The sequence below is a fragment of the Pseudoalteromonas sp. NJ631 genome, from assembly GCF_000276645.1.
Taxonomy (GTDB): Bacteria; Pseudomonadota; Gammaproteobacteria; order Enterobacterales; family Alteromonadaceae; genus Pseudoalteromonas; species Pseudoalteromonas piscicida.
This window is the reverse complement of record NZ_AKXJ01000002.1, coordinates 91,038-108,585: the sequence shown is the minus strand read 5'-3', so window position 1 is coordinate 108,585 and position 17,548 is coordinate 91,038. Positions and strand designations below refer to the sequence as shown.

Genomic DNA, 17,548 nt, shown 5'->3' with positions numbered 1-17,548 from the left:
TCCGTTATGAGAAATGCTTATTGAGCGGTAAAAGTAAAAACCGATAACCAACCCCGGGCTCAGTTTCTATGATTTTTGGTGTAGCAGCATCATCACTGAGTTTCTTACGTAACTGGCTGACCACAATCCGTAAATAGTGACTATCTTCCACATGGCTTTCGCCCCAAATTTGCTTTAATAAGGTTTGCTGACTGACTAATTCTTGTGCTCTTTGTGCAAGCATACTAAGTAGTGCAAATTCCTTTTTCGATAGTGCTAATGGTGCGTTATCCATAATGACTTGATGCTTTTGTAGATCTATCATCAACTTGCCGTAGTCAATGGCGAGCAAGCGTTTGTTCGGTACTAAATCTCGTAATAGCACTTTGACACGGACCACCAGCTCTTTGATGCTAAAAGGCTTCGTCAGGTAGTCGTTTGCGCCGCCCTCCAGCAGTTTAATCTTCTCAGCCTCTTGATCTCGTGCAGTTAAGATCAATACAGGTAGCTTGCTGGTTTCTCGGATCTTCTTCAAAATGCTATATCCATCAAAATCTGGTAGCCCAAGATCTAAGATTACCAAGTCTGGCAGCTCACCTTTTAACACCGACATGGCTTCCTTTCCGGTGCTGGCTTCCACATAATTCAGCCCTTCAGCTTTTAATGCTAAGCGGATAAAACGACGGATCTCTTCTTCATCGTCAATCAATAAAATGGTGTGAGTCATCAATGCGCCTCCTCTTTTGGCAAACTAACTTCCATTGTGCAGCCTTGCGTCGTCGGTAAAATGCGAATATCTCCGCCGTGCGCACGAATGATACCTCTCGCCACACTCAGCCCTAAGCCACTGCCACCGTCTTTGCTGGCGCTTTGTCGAAACGAGCTAAAGGCGGTAAAGACTTCCTTTTGCCGAGCAACGGGGATCCCTGGGCCGTTATCCTGAATAAATATCAACAACGCTTGCTGCGTTTCTCCTAAGGAAATCTCAACCCGCTCTCCATCGGGACTAAAGGTGACTGCATTTTCAATTAAGTTAAACAGGGCTTGTTCAATGAGTGCAGCTTGTATCGTGAGAATTGGACTCATATTCTGTGGCATTCTCGAGACGCATGGCGCGCCTAGCCGCAAAATCACGTTATCGATCAAGACATCAATAGACGTAGGTTGCTTCAAAAGCGAAAGCTCATCCCCTTGATGCTGTAACTTGGTGGCTTGCAAAATATTTTCGATATAGCGAAACAAACGGTGGCTTTCTGATCGTGCCGACCCCAACAGCTCATTTTGCTCGTCTTGGTCTAACTTATCACGATAGGTTTCTAGCGTTTCGAGCGCGCCCATCACCGCAGCGAGCGGTGTACGTAGATCATGAGAAACCGACAACAAGATATTGGAGCGTACATTAGCAACTAAAAGCTGCTGCTTTTGCTCTTTGATATAGCTCGATAAATAGCTGGTAGCTAATGCCACCACGATAAATACCACTAAATTGACCACGTCCTCGGTGTTATTCATATGAAGCGTGTATCTGGGCTCTGTGATAAAAAAGTTGAACACTAGACTGCTAACAATCGCCACTCCCAGCGCCATCCAACGTTTTGCGATGAGCGAAACAACAACAACCCCCAACTGCAATACCAACAATACACTGATCGCCGAATGCAACAGCGAGTCTAAGGCAACAGCAAAGGCGCTGGTTAACAGCAAAACCAGAAAACTAACGAGATACTCGTTCTTGGCAATAAATCCATTCTCGGAAAACATAGTGACTCCAACTTGCGCTATGTCTTTATTCTATCCTTGTCGAAATTCCGTTGCCGTATAATTTGCGTAAAATTTACTTAGCTTTAGGCTATTTAGCACAAGAGCCTGTTTATCTATCAAGTTTGTTTTTGCATGTTGATGATAAAAAGGCTAAGCGCATATCTGATAAAGCCATTGTGATACGCTGGCACAAGCTGTTCAAAAGCAACTGGATAACTTAGAAATTCATTGAAGAATGGCCGAGAGCGAGTACTGACCATTTATTGTAAAACACTCAAAAAACGACGGCGCACAAACCTAGCAATTGTGAACGTTTGCTGGCTGGACCAAATAAAGGCTTTAGCAATAACTCCTCAAGCTGCGCTAGCCGTAGCCTCCCCCATGCCGTGCGCGATAAGCTGATTTTGACGTCGAGAAATACGTAAACGCTAATAACTCGCTTATTTTAGAAACACTTTTGATATGAGTGATGAACACTTTTTTGTAACTCTAAGTCGAAGCTGCCGTAACTATGGTGAATAGATAATTTTGGGTGTCTGTATTGTTTCCAATTTTATCCGCTTTCAAGCTATTTGTTAGCCGACACTATTAAACTGCATGATCATCAACTGCTTTTTGAAGAAGAGTAGCTAACTCAAAAATGAACTCCATGTCTTCAAAGTTCGATTCATAGCTTAATTCTCTTGAAGTAAGTCCTCTATGCGCAATTTGATGCCGAGATAATAAGATTCCATCAAGCCTTTCCTTTGCTTGAACACGTGAAAAATCTTCAGTATCCCAACAAGTCGTAACTTTCGTTAATCCGAAAGTATCTTTAAGTAATTGGTCAATATTTTTTGTATTGGGAGTGTTAAACCTTTTCAGTTTATTTTCAACATTCTGAGCAAGTAAATCGTCTAAAGGATAAGCCCCGCTATAGGACTTGATGTCCGTAAATTTTCGACGCACGAGAGACTCAACAAAATCTTGCCAATACGCAACCAAATGAAACACGTAAGTTTGGTTTAGATATCTAATTTTGCTGTCAAACTTGCGTGTTGTTTCGATGTTCAAATCATTTTGAATATGCTGTACGTACTTTAACCTCACTAACTGGCGGCTAAACATTTGTAACGGAGACTTTCTTAAATCAACTTTCATTTAAAACCTGCTGAATGCAATGGCGGCTAACACCTAGAATAAGGTGTGCAAACGGTATGCTTACCAAGCGCACCGAACTCCACACCAAAATTGCCGAGTGTAATGCATCACCTTGATTCTTTTGTTAGGCCTTGTCACTCAGATGTTGATCCCATATTGTTACGCTTTGATCCTTCAAACGTTCTACGACACTTCTTTTGATCGCCTTATCAGGAATATTGGTATTTAAATACTCGTCAATCAATAAAATTATTTCTATAGAACACACTACATGTATTGAAAATAAAGCCTTGCTTAATCCCTCATTGAACTGGGGAGTAAGGACTCTTAGTAGCGGTGTCAACAACGCCTCTCCAGAATAATAACTCCCTTTAGTGATGCTTGATAAAAATTTACTATCCGAAAGATGAGCTAATCCCGTCAATTCACTGTAAATTCTCCGCATCTTTTCATCTAAGTTGGAAATCCTTGGTGTTTGCTTTTCTACATACTTATCTTCTAGAATTTTTTTAAGCTGAACCATTATTTCTATATTTGAGCGCAACAAAGTACATGATTGCACATACGCTCCTTCAAATATCAGTTTTTTAACAGGACTCAGCCCTAGAGCAAAAATGGATAATATAGATTCAAACTTTTCTCTATTATCAACACCAGGTTTACCAGAACCATTTAAAATCAAATAGCCAGGTCCATCCCAATCAGTTGTAGTCATCAGTTCGAAATTATTCCATATAGGATGCAAGGTATCACTCACAACATGGAATACTTCGACAAAAATCTTGTTCAGTTCTGCGAGGCTTTTCGTGGAATGATTAAAACACTTGCGACGAGATTTTTCTTGGCAAATACCAAGAGTAATAAATTCATTTTCCATAGATATCCCCATAAAAAGGCCTAACGCTTCAAACACCAGCGCAGCTTTGCTGCGTCCGAGTGCTTTGACTTGTTAACTCGGCATTAAGTCACCTGCAACAGATTTTTTTAGCTTTAAACAGGGCAAGCATACATCAGCTAAATTCCCATCACATAAAATCGATGAGGCACTATTAAAGGATGAGGATTTATATATTTTAGGAACATACTGTCCTTTTGGATACCACTCCTTTCTTTTTATGTAAGGGTAAGAGCGGGCATCTTCGCTACTTATAACTTTGCAGCCAGAGACAATCAAAAGTGCCACTATATGGGGGTCATCAAAGTCAGCATCGTTGCAAAGCCCCATTAATTCTTCCATTTTTTTATCAACAGCTTCATCATCAACCTTAACAACCTTTCCTGCTTTATTTAGTTGATTAAAAAAACGAATATATTTACCTATTAGCTTGAATTCTTCCCAGTACTTAGAGCCACCACATACCATTTTACCTTTACCACTTATAACCCAATCAAGAACTGGCTTATATTTTTCATGATTATCCAAATCAGGGTTAAATACTGTTGGAATAGTATTCATATCAATAACCAAACACATATTTACAACCTCATCAACTCTAGCTCTTCATTTAGGAAAAACTCTCTAAATTGACTTGGCTGGTCATCGGGGTAGCTGCCATCTGGATTTATTTTAATACTGTATACTTTATTGCCTGACTCACCTCTTGAGAAGAACAGTACCTGAGCATCCAAGCATTCTTCTTTATTTGTGCGCAACCTAAATCGATCAATTAGGTAATCACTGTGCGTTTCAATAACGAAATTGTTGCCTGTCAGCTTTTTCGATTCATAGATAAAATCTCCAAGTGATGCTTGGGCTTTGGGATGTAAGTGAACTTCCGGCTGTTGTATCGAAATGTAGCTAGCCCCAGCTCTCCTGCGAGACTCAAGAACAATTGGCAATACCTGTGAAACACCATAACCAACATTAGAAACTAGAAGCTCGCTACCTCCCAAGTCAACATTCACTTGGAATGGTGAGGACGCCTCTTTACCAAATCGCTTCACACGAACAGCATCAAAAAGTCCGCTATTCTTACCGAACTCATTTATAGCTTTTAACATTTTAGAGTCATTCTTTTCGGTAGTTTTACCTAGTATTTTGTTTAAAATTACAGGGATATGACTGCCTTCTGCAGAGTAATCTGATGATTGGCTTGTATAGATTTTCTCGGGCTTTGCTCTAATAGGAGCTATCCAACGACATTCAGGTGCATTCACTTCAATTTCGAAACTGATCTTCTTCTTGTCTTTCAGTAAGTCCTTTCCTGCCATATCGGCAACTATAAATTGATAAGCATTTGCAAAGAAAAGCTGTCTAGGAAACCCTTCTTTTGAAAATTTCTTATATCCTTTTGGTCGGCTTTCTAAATGTTCTTCCATACAATAATCAATCAATGATTCAACGTCATTCTCATCAATATCCTGTACTTTATAGCGCAGAGAGCTATCTGAAATAATCGTTGATATAAGCCCGATTGGGCTTAAAAAACTATATTTATAGACTGCAGGGATACCTTCTTCATTTTTAAACGTTATAAGCCTAAGATTTGCCTTTTCGTCTTCACTATCACTCTTTGAATCATAAAACCCAACAGTGAAATATTTTTTATTCAGAGACTTCTTGCTAACAATTTCAGAAAACGATGAAAAGTGAAGATCTGGGTCATCAAAAGAAGGCCTAAACCAAAAGCGAGGAGAGCCAAGCACTTTTAAAGAAGATAAAAATGATGTTTTTCCAGTACTGTTCTCACCAACTAAGAAATTTACTGAATTTAGCGGAATAAATTCATTGCTAAACCCACGATAGTTATCCAAATAAATTAATTTCAATTCTTACTCCTTTAAGAGAGTTAACGCCGCAATATGGGGCGTATTAAGCTTAGCTAAAATTAGCGAAGAATGAGCGCTAGCCAAGCTTTAGACGTCCCACGCATAATTGCCTTGTTAGGTGTTACGATGCATGATAGCTGGTTTTTCTCTAGAAAGTACATGAACCCAATCATCGGCAGTTTGAACACAATAATGAACGATTTGATCATCTTGTGGTGTAACGTTAAACAAAAATGTACTTTCTTTTAGGTAATTAAGTAAAGAAGAGTTTTTAAAAGTAATAATATTACCGTTTTCAGCGATTTCATCTTTGCTAAAATCATTAGCGCTTTCGCCTATGACTTGATAATAAAGTGCATCGTCAAATTGGATAAAATAGCCGAGAGATTTATCTTGAACTTCGATAGCTCGTAAATTTGAGATTTTACTTCCTTCAACGATCTCTAAATCTTCTTTTTGAGTCGAAAGCGCAGCTTGACTTAAAGTTATAGTCAATTGTCCATCATGTGATTCAACAGAATCTAAGAATAAATAATAAAACGGGATTTCGTCTAACTCGGACTTCACCTTGTAACACCTAACACTTTAGTATTTATGCGACACGCAGTTTGTGTTGCATAATCGCTTGTTGGACTGAGCTGCTACCTGCTCGGTGTGACAGAGTTGGTGTTGTTTATGCTATAGGAATTTGCTTTTTAGAGGCTCTCACTTTCCTAGCTAGTGTAATCTGTTTAGCTAGTGTTATGTAAGCTTTCCCTGCATTGCTCAGCGCTCATTATGTATTCATTACACCTAAATTTACCTTAATAAGCAATTATATTTTTTACGCGTACAAAGGCCGCTAGCCTGAGCAATTAAGCAGGTTAACTAATAACGCATAAATCGCTGACACCCACTACTAATTTGCACCTTCCTAAGATTCCGCCTACGCTTTAATTCTGCACTCAAAGGATTGAGGAAACCAAACTATGGCAACTGCCCGTAAAAGACAAATCAGTTTAACCGACACCAAATACTACCACTGTATCTCCCGTTGCGTAAGGCGTGCTTTTCTGTGTGGTGAAGATAAATTTACTGGCAAATCATACGAACACCGCCGTGATTGGGTTGAAGAAAAGCTCCTGATGTTGGGGTCTGTGTTTTGTATTGATATCTGTGCTTATGCCGTGATGAGTAATCACACTCACATTGTTTTATATGTTGATGATAGAAAGGCTGAGCGCCTGTCGGATGAAGCGATTGTCATACGATGGCACAAACTGTTTAAAGGTAATTGGATAAGCCAAAAGTTTATTGAAGGTGAGGCTCTCAATGAATCGGAGCAATTGATATTCGACGAGCTGGTTGATGAGTACAGAGAAAGGCTCGCAGATATTAGTTGGTTTATGCGGGTGCTTAACGAAGACATCGCCCGCCGAGCAAATAAAGAAGATAATTGTACAGGCAGATTTTGGGAAGGACGATTCAAATCCCAAGCATTACTGGATGAGGCAGCATTGGTTGCGTGTTTAGCATATGTAGACCTAAACCCTATTAGAGCCAAAATCGCCGCAACGCCTGAAACCTCAGACTACACCAGCATCAAAAAGCGAATTGACCATGCGAAATTAGGTAAACAGCCAAAAAGCCTACTACGCTTTGCTGGCAGCCCAAGAAAACATATGCCGAAAGGACTGCCTTTCGAGCTCAAATCCTATATCGAATTGGTTGAACTCACAGGCCAGTGCATTCGAGCCGACAAGCGAGGCTATATCTTTGAGTCTCAACCCATTCTTACTCGTTTAAATATCGAACCGGAGAATTGGATAAAACTCACCACGCAATTTTCACGGGTATTTCACGGCGCGGTTGGCCGAGAGCGAACAATAACCGCTTACTGCGAAACACTGCAAAAACGACGACGGGCAAACCTCACAAACTGCGAGCGCTTGCTGGCTTAGTAAAACTCACATTCTCAATTCTAGAATTTTCTTACTGCTGTATTTACAGCGCGTTGTCGTGCTCGATGACCCAGTTTTAGTGCAGAAATACGCTTGTGCGCTAAAAATTGGCCTATCTAATGAACGTTTTTGACCAAAATTATTGGAGTGTTTACATACTTTTTTACTTCACTTCCCCAGCTTGAATATCAATAGTGGTGGATGTCACTTATTTTCCCTTATTTTCCTCACAAGTAAAGGGTCTTGGCGCAGTTCCCCCCCAGTATTCAATAGGCTTTAAGCTTAAATTATCTGAAAAATGAGGGACTATATTCACTCAGAGACGGATGGATAAAAGTGCATTACTCAACTGGGTAATCTGTTAGATGAAACGCCCTGTGCGGACCCGTATGCAGGGTGTTGTGGGGGCTAGATACCCTCGGCTACTCGATTATAAAACAGTTTTACACGTCATCTTCTGACAACATTTGACGACAATTACGAACTGTTAGTACGCGAATCTCATGGCTTAAGCTATAGATAATACGATAGTGACCATAAATGATTTCACGATAGTTAGTATTGGGCATTTCAGGAACAAAACGCCCCATTTCAGGCATACTTCCAAGTAGTTCAGTTTTGTCAAAAACTTCGTTTACCCACTTTTCTGCCGCAGGTGGATTATCCAAAGAAATAAATTCCGTTGCATCGCCTAGCTTCTGAAGCGCTAATGGAGACCAAACTACTTTCATTTCTTAATGCGCCCCAGTGCTTGAGCACGAGCATCTTCATTGGAAACACCAAGCCCTGAAGCTAATTGAGCTTCAGCTGTGCGCATTTCTTCAAGTAATTCGATTTTCTCTTGCATTGCTTCATACTCTGCAACATCGAGAACAACAGCTACACCTTTACCACGTTGTGTAATGACCAATGGACGGCGAGTCTCATTGATTTGTTTGATGTAAGAAGCCACACCTGAGCGAAATTCAGATAACGGCTGAATATCTTGATCGAAATGAATACGACTCATATTGAACTCCAATTGGTACAAAATAACGTACAAATAATAGTTCAACTAACCGTTTTGAGCAAGGAGTTGATTCTGTGTTATAGACATAATGACTCCCACACGGTGTTAGCCTTCGCTTTTAGTGGGTTAGCTTAATAGAACGTGCGCTTTGTGGAACAAAAGTAACGTTGACGACCGTCTTTTGTTCGCTAAAAACGCATGTCAGGTAAAGTCTAGCCCCGTTCTTTTTAAACGGTGAGATTCGGGTATGGGCTACTACATTTTATACCTAGTAAAAAGTGCAGATCCCAGCAAACAATAATGATCACGGCAATCAAGTCGCGCCAGTTACTGGCATATCCGAATCAAAGCCAACACTGGTAAATAGGCTATCTAATTCAAGCTCAAAATCTTTGCGATTTACATCCAACGCTTTTAATGTTGTTCCGCCAAGTAACGCCTCTTGGCCCTTTTCTAGACGTGCATGTAAACTTGCAATTACCGCACGAATGCGATCTCTATCTTGCTGCACCAATGCTTTTTGACTTTCAGTTTCATGGTCAAGCTTTGCCAACATTTCCAGCCGCTCAGAGAGCTCCTTGTACGCTAAGAAATCTAGCTCTAAATTTTTAAACAGTAATTGCTGCGCTTGATCTTTACTGCTGATATCAACCTTTACAGGCCCTGTCATCATATCAGCCAGCAACGCTCGGAGCTTTTCGTAAGCAGCCTCATCATGAGAGGCGATGCTTGTAAGATCGAATAGAACTTCGTGATCCGCAAATTGGAACTGCAGTAACGCTTCACTTTTGTCATGTTGCGACGTTTCGCTAGACGAGCCATTGCTCATGGCATTCATAAAGTTTTGTTTAAAGGTGTGAGCACGTCCCCCACCAGCAGTATGGTGATTGTCATTTACTGTAAGCTGATTATGAGCGCTCGGGATTACTAATTTCTCTCGCTCTACAGGTGAAAAGTTCAGTGCAGTAGGCTCTATGAGCGCTACTTGATGTCCAGTTAAAAACGTTGGCATTGGGCAAGTCTAAAAAAAACAATCTCGGTGCTAGACCTTTGCAAGCATTATTCCAAATAAATATTTTCAACAATCAGCCGATGAATTGATATCAATAGCCACTGAACACGGAAATATTTCATTTTCTTAAATAACTCGTACAGCTTCATGGGCAATTCATTGCCGCTTAGGTACGTTAGGTTGCCCTATTTGAAGGCTAAATGGCAACAAGTCTACTGCTGAACAAATTGCAAAGCCCGTACTTAAAAAAGAAACGCCGCAATAGCAACGAAAGCGGAATTTGGTATAAACCTTGCTGTATAAATATCAACCACCCAATGGATGTGCTTAATCATGAAATTGACGAAGGAAGAATTACAATTCATTAACCGAACCCTAGCCGGTAATCGCGTTGCAGGCTCGCTATTGCCGGAAGCTAGGGATCAAAAACAGCAAACTCACAGTGAGATTAAAAAGTTACTTGCGAGTATTTCAAATAGTTCTCAGTTTAGTCTCGTTGCCAAAAATGCCAACGAGCAGGTCGAGTTTCCACTTAGCGACCTGTCGGCATTGATGGAGATTTTAGACAACAACTTAGAAGCACCTAATATCGTGGAAGCCGCTAACTCTAGTGCGCCACGTAGCTGGCGTACCTGCCCATCAACGCCGGTCAGATTTAGATTGTCTCCTCAAATGATGCCGTTTAACATGGTCTCCATATCCCAATCTGGTGGACTGATTAATACTTTTCCCTACCAAGCAAATGCAATCCAAATTAATGTGATCAGTCGGATCGCTAAATTATATCTTGCTGACCCTATTCCACTGTTTGCAAACGTCCACTCAATAAAAGTGGCAAGCCCACTTGAGCTCGCCGTATCCTTTGCAATGAATAAAACCGATAACGAAAAACTCAAAGCATTTATTCTTCATAACTACATTCAGCGCAAGGGGTTAGATTAGTTCAGCTTGATGGGCGCAACGATAGAGCGCCGACCAAGAAGTGCTTACAATGGCTACAAGGATTGGTAAATCACTCGCATGGCGAGCAGTAAAAAGGCACAGCCCAGTATTTTATCAATCACAGCTCGCTTAGCCGTTAAATCGAATTTGTCTCTTGCTGAAGCACTCAAAATTGAGACAATAAAATACCATAACGCATCAATCGTTAGCACGGTGATACACATGATAAAACCTACCGTTAAACTCATCTTTTCTGGGTCGATAAACTGCGAAAAGAGTGCGACGAAGAAAATAGCCAATTTCGGATTCAAAAATGCAATTGCAAAACCATCCTGCGCTGCTTTGGCATACGACGTTGCTGCTTGAGATTGTGACACCGCCAACCCTTGGCTCTTACTCATTAGGATTTTTATCCCCATCCATGCCAAGTAGGCGGCACCACCGTAAACCAAAAATTGGTATACAATCGGAAATTGATGAATAAGCCCTGACAACCCTAAGATTGCTAGGCTAGCATAAATTCCAACTCCCAAACCATGCGCAAGGCTTGCGACAATACCGTGTTTGGCACTATGAAATAGGCTATAACGCAAGACAACCGCTAAACTTGGGCCTGGTGACATCGCACCAAAAGCACAAATAGCAGCAAGGCTTAACCAGGCTGTAAGCTCCATAATTTTTCCGTAGAGAATTGCAAAGCGAATAGGATAACAGATTTGAAAAAATAGATGACACTTTGTAAGTAAAAAGGAGCTACTCGCCCCTTTTTACATTTTTACTACGCTGACTGCGTTTGTAATTCACATTCGCTTTGATGTTGACCAATAAACCAAATGCTATTGGCTTCGCCATAGTAAGCTCTATGCTTTGTCTTATCTGCCATTCGCCAAAAAATAACACCTAAGAGCACAGCAGTTAACTCCAAACCAATAGAGGACCAAGCTGTCGCAGGCCAAATACCTAGACTTGGGATTACCAAAGCAATGACTGAAGTCAGTGGCAACGAGAAGCACAAAATGGCAATCGCCCTTTGTGACCAAATTGCCGTTTTACTCATACCGATAACGAATGCCGCAATCAAGGTAAACCCAAAACACAGATAATAGACCCACATATACACAACATTAATGTTCATTGTGGTCAACGCAGTCCATTTTGTTACGGCAAACGCCGCGGCTACACCCAATAATGAGCCCATTGCCACGCCAATAGTTAATTTACCCATCACTCGGCTTGATTTTGATTGCTTTGACTGTTTTTGCTTACGGCGCTTCTCAAGCCACAATAAGTTACCTGTATAAAACAGCACTGCGCCTAAAACCCCCATAATAAAATAAGCCCAGCGTCCAAATTCACCACCGTAACTCCCAAAGTGAAGACCGAATAACGTGGTAACCACCGCCCCCCAGATACCTTGATCGCCGTTCATGACACTGCTTGTAGAAATCTCAAATGTATAAGGATTCATAAACAAAAAGTCTGTGTTAGGTCCGCGCATTAAGTGCTCATCACTTACGAGTTGTATAGAAGCTGAAGGTCCTTTGCTATTTAAGCGACTGAGGGTAATTTCTTTAATTTGATGTTCAGGTGCATAAGCATGTGCCTTTTCCATGATTTCTTCAATGCTGGGTAGGTTCTCAACTTTAAACTCAACCGCTGACGGCGCTTCACGCCCAAATAGTGGTTTATCACCGTAAAGTTTGCCTAGACCATCGTATAAGAAATCATGAAATGCGAATACAATCACCGTAATCGCGATAATAATATGAAACGGTAGGCTGGTGATCCCAATTAAGTTATGCGTATCTAACCAAAAACGGCTAGCCCCTTTTTTGTCTCTTAATGCAAAGAAGCTCTTCACTAGGGTTGGCAATAAGAAGATCACCCCTGATACCAGTGCTACAAAATACAAGATTGCAGCTATTCCAAGTACATAAACTCCAGCATGGTCGTGACCGATTTCACCTACAATACCTGCGCTGCGGTGAAGGTAATCAACCAATGACGACAACTCATTGATATAGCTGGTATGGGCTTCAAGCTCACCGGACTCATTCAATGTGCCATGCCATAGCTGCTTATCTAAGCTTAACCCTCTCGCATTACCTTGTTGGTACCATGTAATGGGAGATTGTCCTTCCTCAAAACTGACTTTAATCCCGTTTTGTGACTCTGGATATTGTACGAAAGCACGTCGGAGCAACTCATCATACTGGGTAGTTTCTACTTGCGACAATTGATGAGATGGGGGAGTCGCCCATTTATCGATACTGCTCGCAAACATCGTAATAGCACCAGCAAAGAATCCGATAAACAGCAGCAATCCTGTGGTGATCCCCGTCCAAGTATGAACGCTCTGGTAAATCCTTAAAATATCAGCGCGGATCTTCATGCCATCCCTCTTACAAAATACAATAATACATACACAACGATATTCGCCCCACCCAACCAAAGTACTGCTTGTTTATAATTTTTAAACATAAATACAAAGCTTAAAATTAACAGCCAAATAGGTGAAACCATCCACATATTGAACTGGGTGCGCCAACTGTGCTTCTCGACACTTATCGTTTGGGTTAGGCCGTCGCTACCAAGCCAAGCGAAAAGGCCAACTAGACCAAAACTCAACGCTAAGCCTAAAATAATGCCTGCCAGCGTTTTACCTAACCAATCGGGTTGAACCTTTTCAGCTTGTGACAACCGGCTCATTGTGATTTCCTAAAAAGTATTAAGATGGTGAAGGGAATAAGCGCAGTAAGCACCATGACACCGATAAGCCAACTAAATACGACCGCCGCACCTGAAAAAAGCTGCAATGCTAAAATCACGCCGCTCGCTAATAAAACATATCCGCCGATTCTGGCACTATTTGGCAAACGTTGCTTCAGCAAGCGCTGATTTTTATTGGTGCTATAAATCAGAATAATTGCAACACTTAAAAGAACAACAAAAGACACACTTAGCAAAGTAAAACTCCGTTTCACATAAAAATATAAAATTAAGGGCTGGTTAAGATTATAACGAACGTTGAAATTTCAGCAACACAAAAAATAACTCATATGATAATCATTTCTATTAGAAAGATTATTTGGATTGTTTTCTTAGGTAATGACAATGATCTGGCAAGCCAATCATTGATGCTTCTGAACTTCGGAGTTACGGTTACATAAAAATATACAAGTATTAATAACAATTTGTCTTAATACCTGCTCAATTTTTGAAAGTACAAATCTGACACTAGCAGCATTAGAAATTTCTTTTATAACAAATAAATAGAAAAATCTTCGCCTTACCAACATGGACGTCGATACCTCGGCGTGAGCAGGATGTGGTGGCGGTGTAATCGACAAGATTTTTTCGCCTCAAAATAGCTCACTAAATTAAGCGCCTAATTATCTTAGAAACGCCCATAATATGTTCTTTTGTTGCCCTTTTTCCAATCTATCATTACGCTTAGAGAAGGTAATTTAGGATAAACGCACTGATGCAAATTGTTCTCTTATTGCTACTCGCCCTACTTAGTACCAACGCGCTGGCAAAAACGGATAGTCGTGCGGTACACATTTGCTTTGAGCGGTGGTGGCCTTACAGCTTTGTTAATGAGCAAAAACAAGTTCGGGGCATAGAGGTTGATATAATTAAATCAGCACTTATTGGCACTCCCTATCGAGTGACATTTCATGAACTTCCTTATCGTCGCTGTTTAGCAGGCGTTGCCGATGGTACTTTTGATTTTACTTTACATGTGGATGAGGCCGATGGCTTTCCAATCATTGATGTGTCATTCACCACTTGGCTGCTCTCTCTTGCGGTAAAACAAGGTCGCTTCAGCAACCCTGATGACTTTTATCAACTTGCCGCCCCAAGAGTCATGATCTCAGAGGATTACAGCTACCCGGAAGCGGCTGTACAAGGGCTGAAAAAAATCAACGCAGCCATTGTCAGCCGTTCGTTTTATGAGCAAAACCATGACGACGGCAAAAAGTTTTTTAGCGTACTCAATAACAACAGAGTTGATGCAATTTTAGTCGATAAAGTGTGGGCTTTAGAGATGATCCGCCGCCATCAACTCGAAGTCACTTTTCTACCGCGTCCTTTTCATGCTGAGCAGCAATTTATGGGATACAACATCGCTAACCAAGCGATGGCGAAGCGTATCGAATCGCTCTTAGAAAAGGTTTCGGATAAAACAATTAAAACTATTGAGATTAAATACTTAGGCGATGATTTTTAATTCCTAACGCAATAATTTCATGTTCAAATAACAAACAAATAACCACACTGCGATGATCTAGTTCTACACTTATAATATCCGTTTATCCATTTGCCTCGCACTCGAAGGAGCTCATATGAAGTCCTTATTTTCTTGGCTCACCGCATTATTATCTTTGATTGTTCTTGGCGCTTGTGGTTATTGGTTTTGGCTAACGAGTGAGCAAGAAGAAATATACAGTGTAGAAAAAATAGCAAACAGCGAAAGCAATCCTATCATTGAGTTTTATCCGCATATTTCAAAAGTTACAAGGCCCGTCGATACCTTCGTATTTCCGATTGCGATAGGAGATATTGGTCCTAATACCAACCTATACTCTGGCCCTAACCAATATCCTTTTTACTGTATGACTCAGGACTCCGGCCTTGGTCAGCCAGAGATAGATAACCACGCGGGACTCGGAGTGCCGGTGATGGATGAGCAATCAAACCAAGTACTTGGTTTTAGTAAAGATTGCATGGCAAAAACGCGGTTACGCTACTTTGCGATAACTTCTGACAATCAAATCAAGCAGTTAGACAAGGGAAGCAAAGCGATAGACACAAACTTACTGTTACGCGTTGAGCAAGGCACCATAAATCGCTTCATTTATACCATAGTAATGCCAATCACAGTTGACGAAATGGGTGATAGACAGGCAAAGTCTCAATGGAATAACCGACTTATCTACCAATTTAATGGTGGTTCTGGGATTGGCTTTAGACAAGGCAGGCAAAAACCGGAGCGTGTGATAGATAGACAGCTTGAGCAGTTAAAGCTTGGCTACGCAGTTATAAGCTCAAGTGGCAATAAAACCAGCTACACCTACAACATGTTATTAGCCGAAGACACGGCAAGACGGGTGAAAAAGCAATTTACTAGTTTGTACGGAGAGCCGCTCTATACGGTCGGAATTGGCGGCTCTGGCGGTGGACTCGCACAATATTTGATTGCACAAAATAGCCAAGGGATCTTAGATGGCCTTATCCCACTTTATAGTTACCCTGATATGATCACCCAAACCACTTACGCGTTAGATTGTGATTTACTAAATAACTACTTTACTTTTAGAGCTAATGACAGAAAAGCATGGCGTGATTGGACCCGCCGCCGTCATATTGAAGGCATGAATGCAATTAACGACTTTCCGCAAAGGGCTGGTTTTTTGCAACCACTCAACCAATTAATGTCAGGATTTGTGCCCTCCTTTCCTGATGGTAATAGTGAATGTATTAATGGCTACTTTGGATTATCTACTTTTATTAATAATCCAAGGCAAGGGTTTTTAAGGGCCTTTTTTGAGGATGAGGTAGTTGAGAGAACAAACTGGAGTTACTGGCAGGACATGGCCAACGTATTTGGCACGGATCAATCAGGCTTAGGATTAAGCACTTGGGATAACGAAGGCGTTCAATACGGACTTGAAGCATTAAAGGCTCAGCAGATCACGATGGCTGAATTTATTGATATCAACAAAAAAATAGGTGGATGGAAGCCCCAAAACCAGATGCAACAAGAAGAAATTGTATTGCCATTTGGCCATAAAGTACCTATTTGGCTAACGCTTTGGGGTAATCATAATATCACCACGCCAGATGACAATGGTATAGCACCGAGGCACAGCGGTAGCCTCGCGGCGATGGAAAAAGCATATCGCTCTGGACAGGTATTTATTGGCAAAGTTGATATTCCCATCATTGACGCCAGACATTATCTTGAGAATGAGCTAGATATGCATCATATGTCTGCTTCATTTTATACTCGATTGAGAATGTCCGCCGCAGATTCAAACCCAGAGAATCAAGTGATTTGGGTCGCACATCAAGCGTTTAATCCAACTCAGCGCGCATTTGAAAAAATGGATGAATGGTTACTCAACCTCAAAGCACAGCCAAATTTATCCGTTGCAGACGCAAAACCGAAGACACTTGCTGATACGTGTTTCGACGAACAAGGTAAAGTCATCGCCAGCGGCAAAGCTGTGTTTAATGGTATCTGGAATAACCAGCCGCAAGGGACCTGTACTGCGAGATATCCGATGTTTTCTACCAGCAGAATTCAAGCCGGTGCAAACTGGGCTGGTGATATCTTTAAGTGTCATAAAATATCGATTGAAGAGGCGCGTGCCCAAGGGGTCTACGGGGATGTAGATATCTCAACACAACTCACCACACTTAAACAAATTTATCCTAAGGGCGTATGCGATTATAGTCAGTCCGATATGGGTAGACCGCAAGATCTTGATTGACCGAGAAAATGTCGCGGCTTAGACTTAGACCTCGCAGGAGAACAACGGGTTAGAATTAAGTGATACAAGCATTATTTTCGTACGGCACATTGCAACAGGAGCAAGTGCAACTTGATACATTCGGCAGACGATTAGAAGGCGAGAAAGCGGTACTTTGTGGATTTAAAGTAGGCCAAGTTAAAATAACGGATCCTGCTGTTATCATCAGTAGTCAAAAGGATATTCATCCCATTCTAATCGCGACAGGTAATGTAGAGGATGAAGTCGAGGGCACTGTATTTTTAATCACTGAAGCTGAATTAGCTCATGTAGATAGGTACGAAGTGGATGACTATCAACGTGTTTCAGCAACACTAAGCTCGGGGAAAACCTGTTGGATTTACTCGGCAGCTCCCAGTGCCCAATTAATTTAGTGCTCAACCAACCCTCGAGTTATTCGTTGTGAATAACTCCGATTTTCCTTTGCTTGCTATTCAGAGTCACTCTCAAATGTAGA

At 41.2% G+C, this 17,548-nt stretch carries 19 protein-coding genes and 1 pseudogene; 6 read left to right on the top strand and 14 right to left on the bottom strand.

Annotated features, from left to right (window positions below; all coding sequences use genetic code 11):
* Positions 1 to 4: 4 nt before the first annotated feature.
* The gene (locus A587_RS0104995; protein WP_010373790.1) at positions 5 to 706 is read right to left on the bottom strand and encodes a response regulator; all 702 of its coding nucleotides are present in this window, start codon (positions 704 to 706) and stop codon (positions 5 to 7) included.
* Positions 706 to 1,740, bottom strand: a complete 1,035-nt coding sequence (locus tag A587_RS0104990; protein ID WP_017216667.1) for a sensor histidine kinase — start codon at positions 1,738 to 1,740, stop codon at positions 706 to 708. The genes A587_RS0104995 and A587_RS0104990 overlap by 1 nt, the downstream gene beginning before the upstream one ends.
* A 122-nt stretch (positions 1,741 to 1,862) precedes the next feature.
* On the opposite strand from A587_RS0104990, the pseudogene A587_RS25240 reads away from it, so the two are divergent.
* Positions 1,863 to 1,958, top strand: a pseudogene (locus A587_RS25240) (transposase); the annotation flags it as partial.
* Between the two features lie 370 nt (positions 1,959 to 2,328).
* On the opposite strand, the gene A587_RS0104980 reads toward A587_RS25240, so the two are convergent.
* The 5 genes from A587_RS0104980 to A587_RS0104960 all read right to left on the bottom strand — a co-directional run bounded on the left by A587_RS0104980 (position 2,329) and on the right by A587_RS0104960 (position 6,216).
* Entirely contained in the window at positions 2,329 to 2,880 is a 552-nt protein-coding gene (locus tag A587_RS0104980) for a HEPN domain-containing protein (RefSeq protein ID WP_017216665.1), read from the bottom strand.
* Between the two features lie 124 nt (positions 2,881 to 3,004).
* Entirely contained in the window at positions 3,005 to 3,757 is a 753-nt protein-coding gene (locus A587_RS0104975; protein WP_017216664.1) for a hypothetical protein, read from the bottom strand.
* A gap of 72 nt (positions 3,758 to 3,829) precedes the next feature.
* A complete protein-coding gene (locus A587_RS0104970) occupies positions 3,830 to 4,336 on the bottom strand; it encodes a hypothetical protein (protein WP_157234626.1) in 507 nt (168 codons plus the stop codon).
* A 20-nt stretch (positions 4,337 to 4,356) separates the two neighbouring features.
* A complete protein-coding gene (locus A587_RS0104965) occupies positions 4,357 to 5,649 on the bottom strand; it encodes an AAA family ATPase (protein WP_017216662.1) in 1,293 nt (430 codons plus the stop codon).
* 114 nt (positions 5,650 to 5,763) lie between these two features.
* On the bottom strand, positions 5,764 to 6,216 hold the full coding sequence (locus tag A587_RS0104960; RefSeq protein WP_017216661.1) for a hypothetical protein: 453 nt from the start codon (positions 6,214 to 6,216) through the stop codon (positions 5,764 to 5,766).
* A 401-nt stretch (positions 6,217 to 6,617) separates the two neighbouring features.
* Between A587_RS0104960 and A587_RS0104955 the strand changes: the two genes are divergently transcribed.
* Positions 6,618 to 7,589, top strand: a complete 972-nt coding sequence (locus tag A587_RS0104955) for a hypothetical protein (protein ID WP_017216660.1) — start codon at positions 6,618 to 6,620, stop codon at positions 7,587 to 7,589.
* Between the two features lie 443 nt (positions 7,590 to 8,032).
* Here A587_RS0104955 and A587_RS0104950 read toward each other — a convergent pair whose 3' ends face one another.
* The 3 genes from A587_RS0104950 to A587_RS0104940 all read right to left on the bottom strand — a co-directional run bounded on the left by A587_RS0104950 (position 8,033) and on the right by A587_RS0104940 (position 9,610).
* A complete protein-coding gene (locus A587_RS0104950) occupies positions 8,033 to 8,320 on the bottom strand; it encodes a type II toxin-antitoxin system RelE/ParE family toxin (RefSeq protein ID WP_017216659.1) in 288 nt (95 codons plus the stop codon).
* Positions 8,317 to 8,598 carry a type II toxin-antitoxin system Phd/YefM family antitoxin gene (locus tag A587_RS0104945; protein ID WP_017216658.1) on the bottom strand — a complete coding sequence of 94 codons (282 nt, stop codon included), beginning with the start codon at positions 8,596 to 8,598 and terminating at the stop codon, positions 8,317 to 8,319. The genes A587_RS0104950 and A587_RS0104945 overlap by 4 nt, the downstream gene beginning before the upstream one ends.
* 313 nt (positions 8,599 to 8,911) lie before the next feature.
* Positions 8,912 to 9,610 (bottom strand): hypothetical protein, encoded by a 699-nt coding sequence (locus A587_RS0104940; RefSeq protein ID WP_017216657.1) that lies wholly within the window; start codon positions 9,608 to 9,610, stop codon positions 8,912 to 8,914.
* 333 nt (positions 9,611 to 9,943) lie between these two features.
* Here A587_RS0104940 and A587_RS0104935 point away from each other — a divergent pair, with 333 nt between their 5' ends.
* Positions 9,944 to 10,552 (top strand): hypothetical protein, encoded by a 609-nt coding sequence (locus A587_RS0104935; protein WP_017216656.1) that lies wholly within the window; start codon positions 9,944 to 9,946, stop codon positions 10,550 to 10,552.
* A 53-nt stretch (positions 10,553 to 10,605) separates the two neighbouring features.
* Here A587_RS0104935 and A587_RS0104930 read toward each other — a convergent pair whose 3' ends face one another.
* From A587_RS0104930 to A587_RS0104915, 4 genes are all read right to left on the bottom strand, one after another.
* A complete protein-coding gene (locus tag A587_RS0104930; RefSeq protein WP_017216655.1) occupies positions 10,606 to 11,226 on the bottom strand; it encodes a LysE family translocator in 621 nt (206 codons plus the stop codon).
* A gap of 104 nt (positions 11,227 to 11,330) precedes the next feature.
* Positions 11,331 to 12,944, bottom strand: coding sequence for a PepSY-associated TM helix domain-containing protein (locus A587_RS0104925; protein ID WP_017216654.1), 1,614 nt, complete (start codon positions 12,942 to 12,944; stop codon positions 11,331 to 11,333).
* A complete protein-coding gene (locus A587_RS0104920; RefSeq protein ID WP_010377819.1) occupies positions 12,941 to 13,261 on the bottom strand; it encodes a hypothetical protein in 321 nt (106 codons plus the stop codon). Before A587_RS0104920 ends, A587_RS0104925 begins: the two co-directional genes overlap by 4 nt.
* Positions 13,258 to 13,509 carry a hypothetical protein gene (locus tag A587_RS0104915; RefSeq protein ID WP_232288027.1) on the bottom strand — a complete coding sequence of 84 codons (252 nt, stop codon included), beginning with the start codon at positions 13,507 to 13,509 and terminating at the stop codon, positions 13,258 to 13,260. The genes A587_RS0104920 and A587_RS0104915 overlap by 4 nt, the downstream gene beginning before the upstream one ends.
* A gap of 527 nt (positions 13,510 to 14,036) precedes the next feature.
* Between A587_RS0104915 and A587_RS0104910 the strand changes: the two genes are divergently transcribed.
* The 3 genes from A587_RS0104910 (at position 14,037) to A587_RS0104900 (ending at position 17,465) form a co-directional block, all read left to right on the top strand.
* Positions 14,037 to 14,786: a substrate-binding periplasmic protein gene (locus tag A587_RS0104910; RefSeq protein ID WP_017216652.1), complete on the top strand. Its 750-nt coding sequence runs from the start codon at positions 14,037 to 14,039 to the stop codon at positions 14,784 to 14,786.
* A gap of 115 nt (positions 14,787 to 14,901) precedes the next feature.
* Positions 14,902 to 17,052 (top strand): DUF6351 family protein, encoded by a 2,151-nt coding sequence (locus tag A587_RS0104905; protein ID WP_017216651.1) that lies wholly within the window; start codon positions 14,902 to 14,904, stop codon positions 17,050 to 17,052.
* A gap of 59 nt (positions 17,053 to 17,111) precedes the next feature.
* Positions 17,112 to 17,465, top strand: coding sequence for a gamma-glutamylcyclotransferase family protein (locus A587_RS0104900; protein WP_017216650.1), 354 nt, complete (start codon positions 17,112 to 17,114; stop codon positions 17,463 to 17,465).
* Positions 17,466 to 17,548: the final 83 nt, after the last annotated feature.

Coding starts and splice junctions, on each gene's coding strand:
- A587_RS0104910 (WP_017216652.1), top strand. CDS start 14,037: ATGCAAATTGTTCTCTTATTGCTACTCGCCCTACTTAGTACCAACGCG.
- A587_RS0104995 (WP_010373790.1), bottom strand. CDS start 706: ATGACTCACACCATTTTATTGATTGACGATGAAGAAGAGATCCGTCGT.
- A587_RS0104950 (WP_017216659.1), bottom strand. CDS start 8,320: ATGAAAGTAGTTTGGTCTCCATTAGCGCTTCAGAAGCTAGGCGATGCA.
- A587_RS0104905 (WP_017216651.1), top strand. CDS start 14,902: ATGAAGTCCTTATTTTCTTGGCTCACCGCATTATTATCTTTGATTGTT.
- A587_RS0104970 (WP_157234626.1), bottom strand. CDS start 4,336: ATGAATACTATTCCAACAGTATTTAACCCTGATTTGGATAATCATGAA.
- A587_RS0104955 (WP_017216660.1), top strand. CDS start 6,618: ATGGCAACTGCCCGTAAAAGACAAATCAGTTTAACCGACACCAAATAC.
- A587_RS0104935 (WP_017216656.1), top strand. CDS start 9,944: ATGAAATTGACGAAGGAAGAATTACAATTCATTAACCGAACCCTAGCC.
- A587_RS0104930 (WP_017216655.1), bottom strand. CDS start 11,226: ATGGAGCTTACAGCCTGGTTAAGCCTTGCTGCTATTTGTGCTTTTGGT.
- A587_RS0104925 (WP_017216654.1), bottom strand. CDS start 12,944: ATGAAGATCCGCGCTGATATTTTAAGGATTTACCAGAGCGTTCATACT.
- A587_RS0104940 (WP_017216657.1), bottom strand. CDS start 9,610: ATGCCAACGTTTTTAACTGGACATCAAGTAGCGCTCATAGAGCCTACT.
- A587_RS0104980 (WP_017216665.1), bottom strand. CDS start 2,880: ATGAAAGTTGATTTAAGAAAGTCTCCGTTACAAATGTTTAGCCGCCAG.
- A587_RS0104975 (WP_017216664.1), bottom strand. CDS start 3,757: ATGGAAAATGAATTTATTACTCTTGGTATTTGCCAAGAAAAATCTCGT.
- A587_RS0104920 (WP_010377819.1), bottom strand. CDS start 13,261: ATGAGCCGGTTGTCACAAGCTGAAAAGGTTCAACCCGATTGGTTAGGT.
- A587_RS0104990 (WP_017216667.1), bottom strand. CDS start 1,740: ATGTTTTCCGAGAATGGATTTATTGCCAAGAACGAGTATCTCGTTAGT.
- A587_RS0104945 (WP_017216658.1), bottom strand. CDS start 8,598: ATGAGTCGTATTCATTTCGATCAAGATATTCAGCCGTTATCTGAATTT.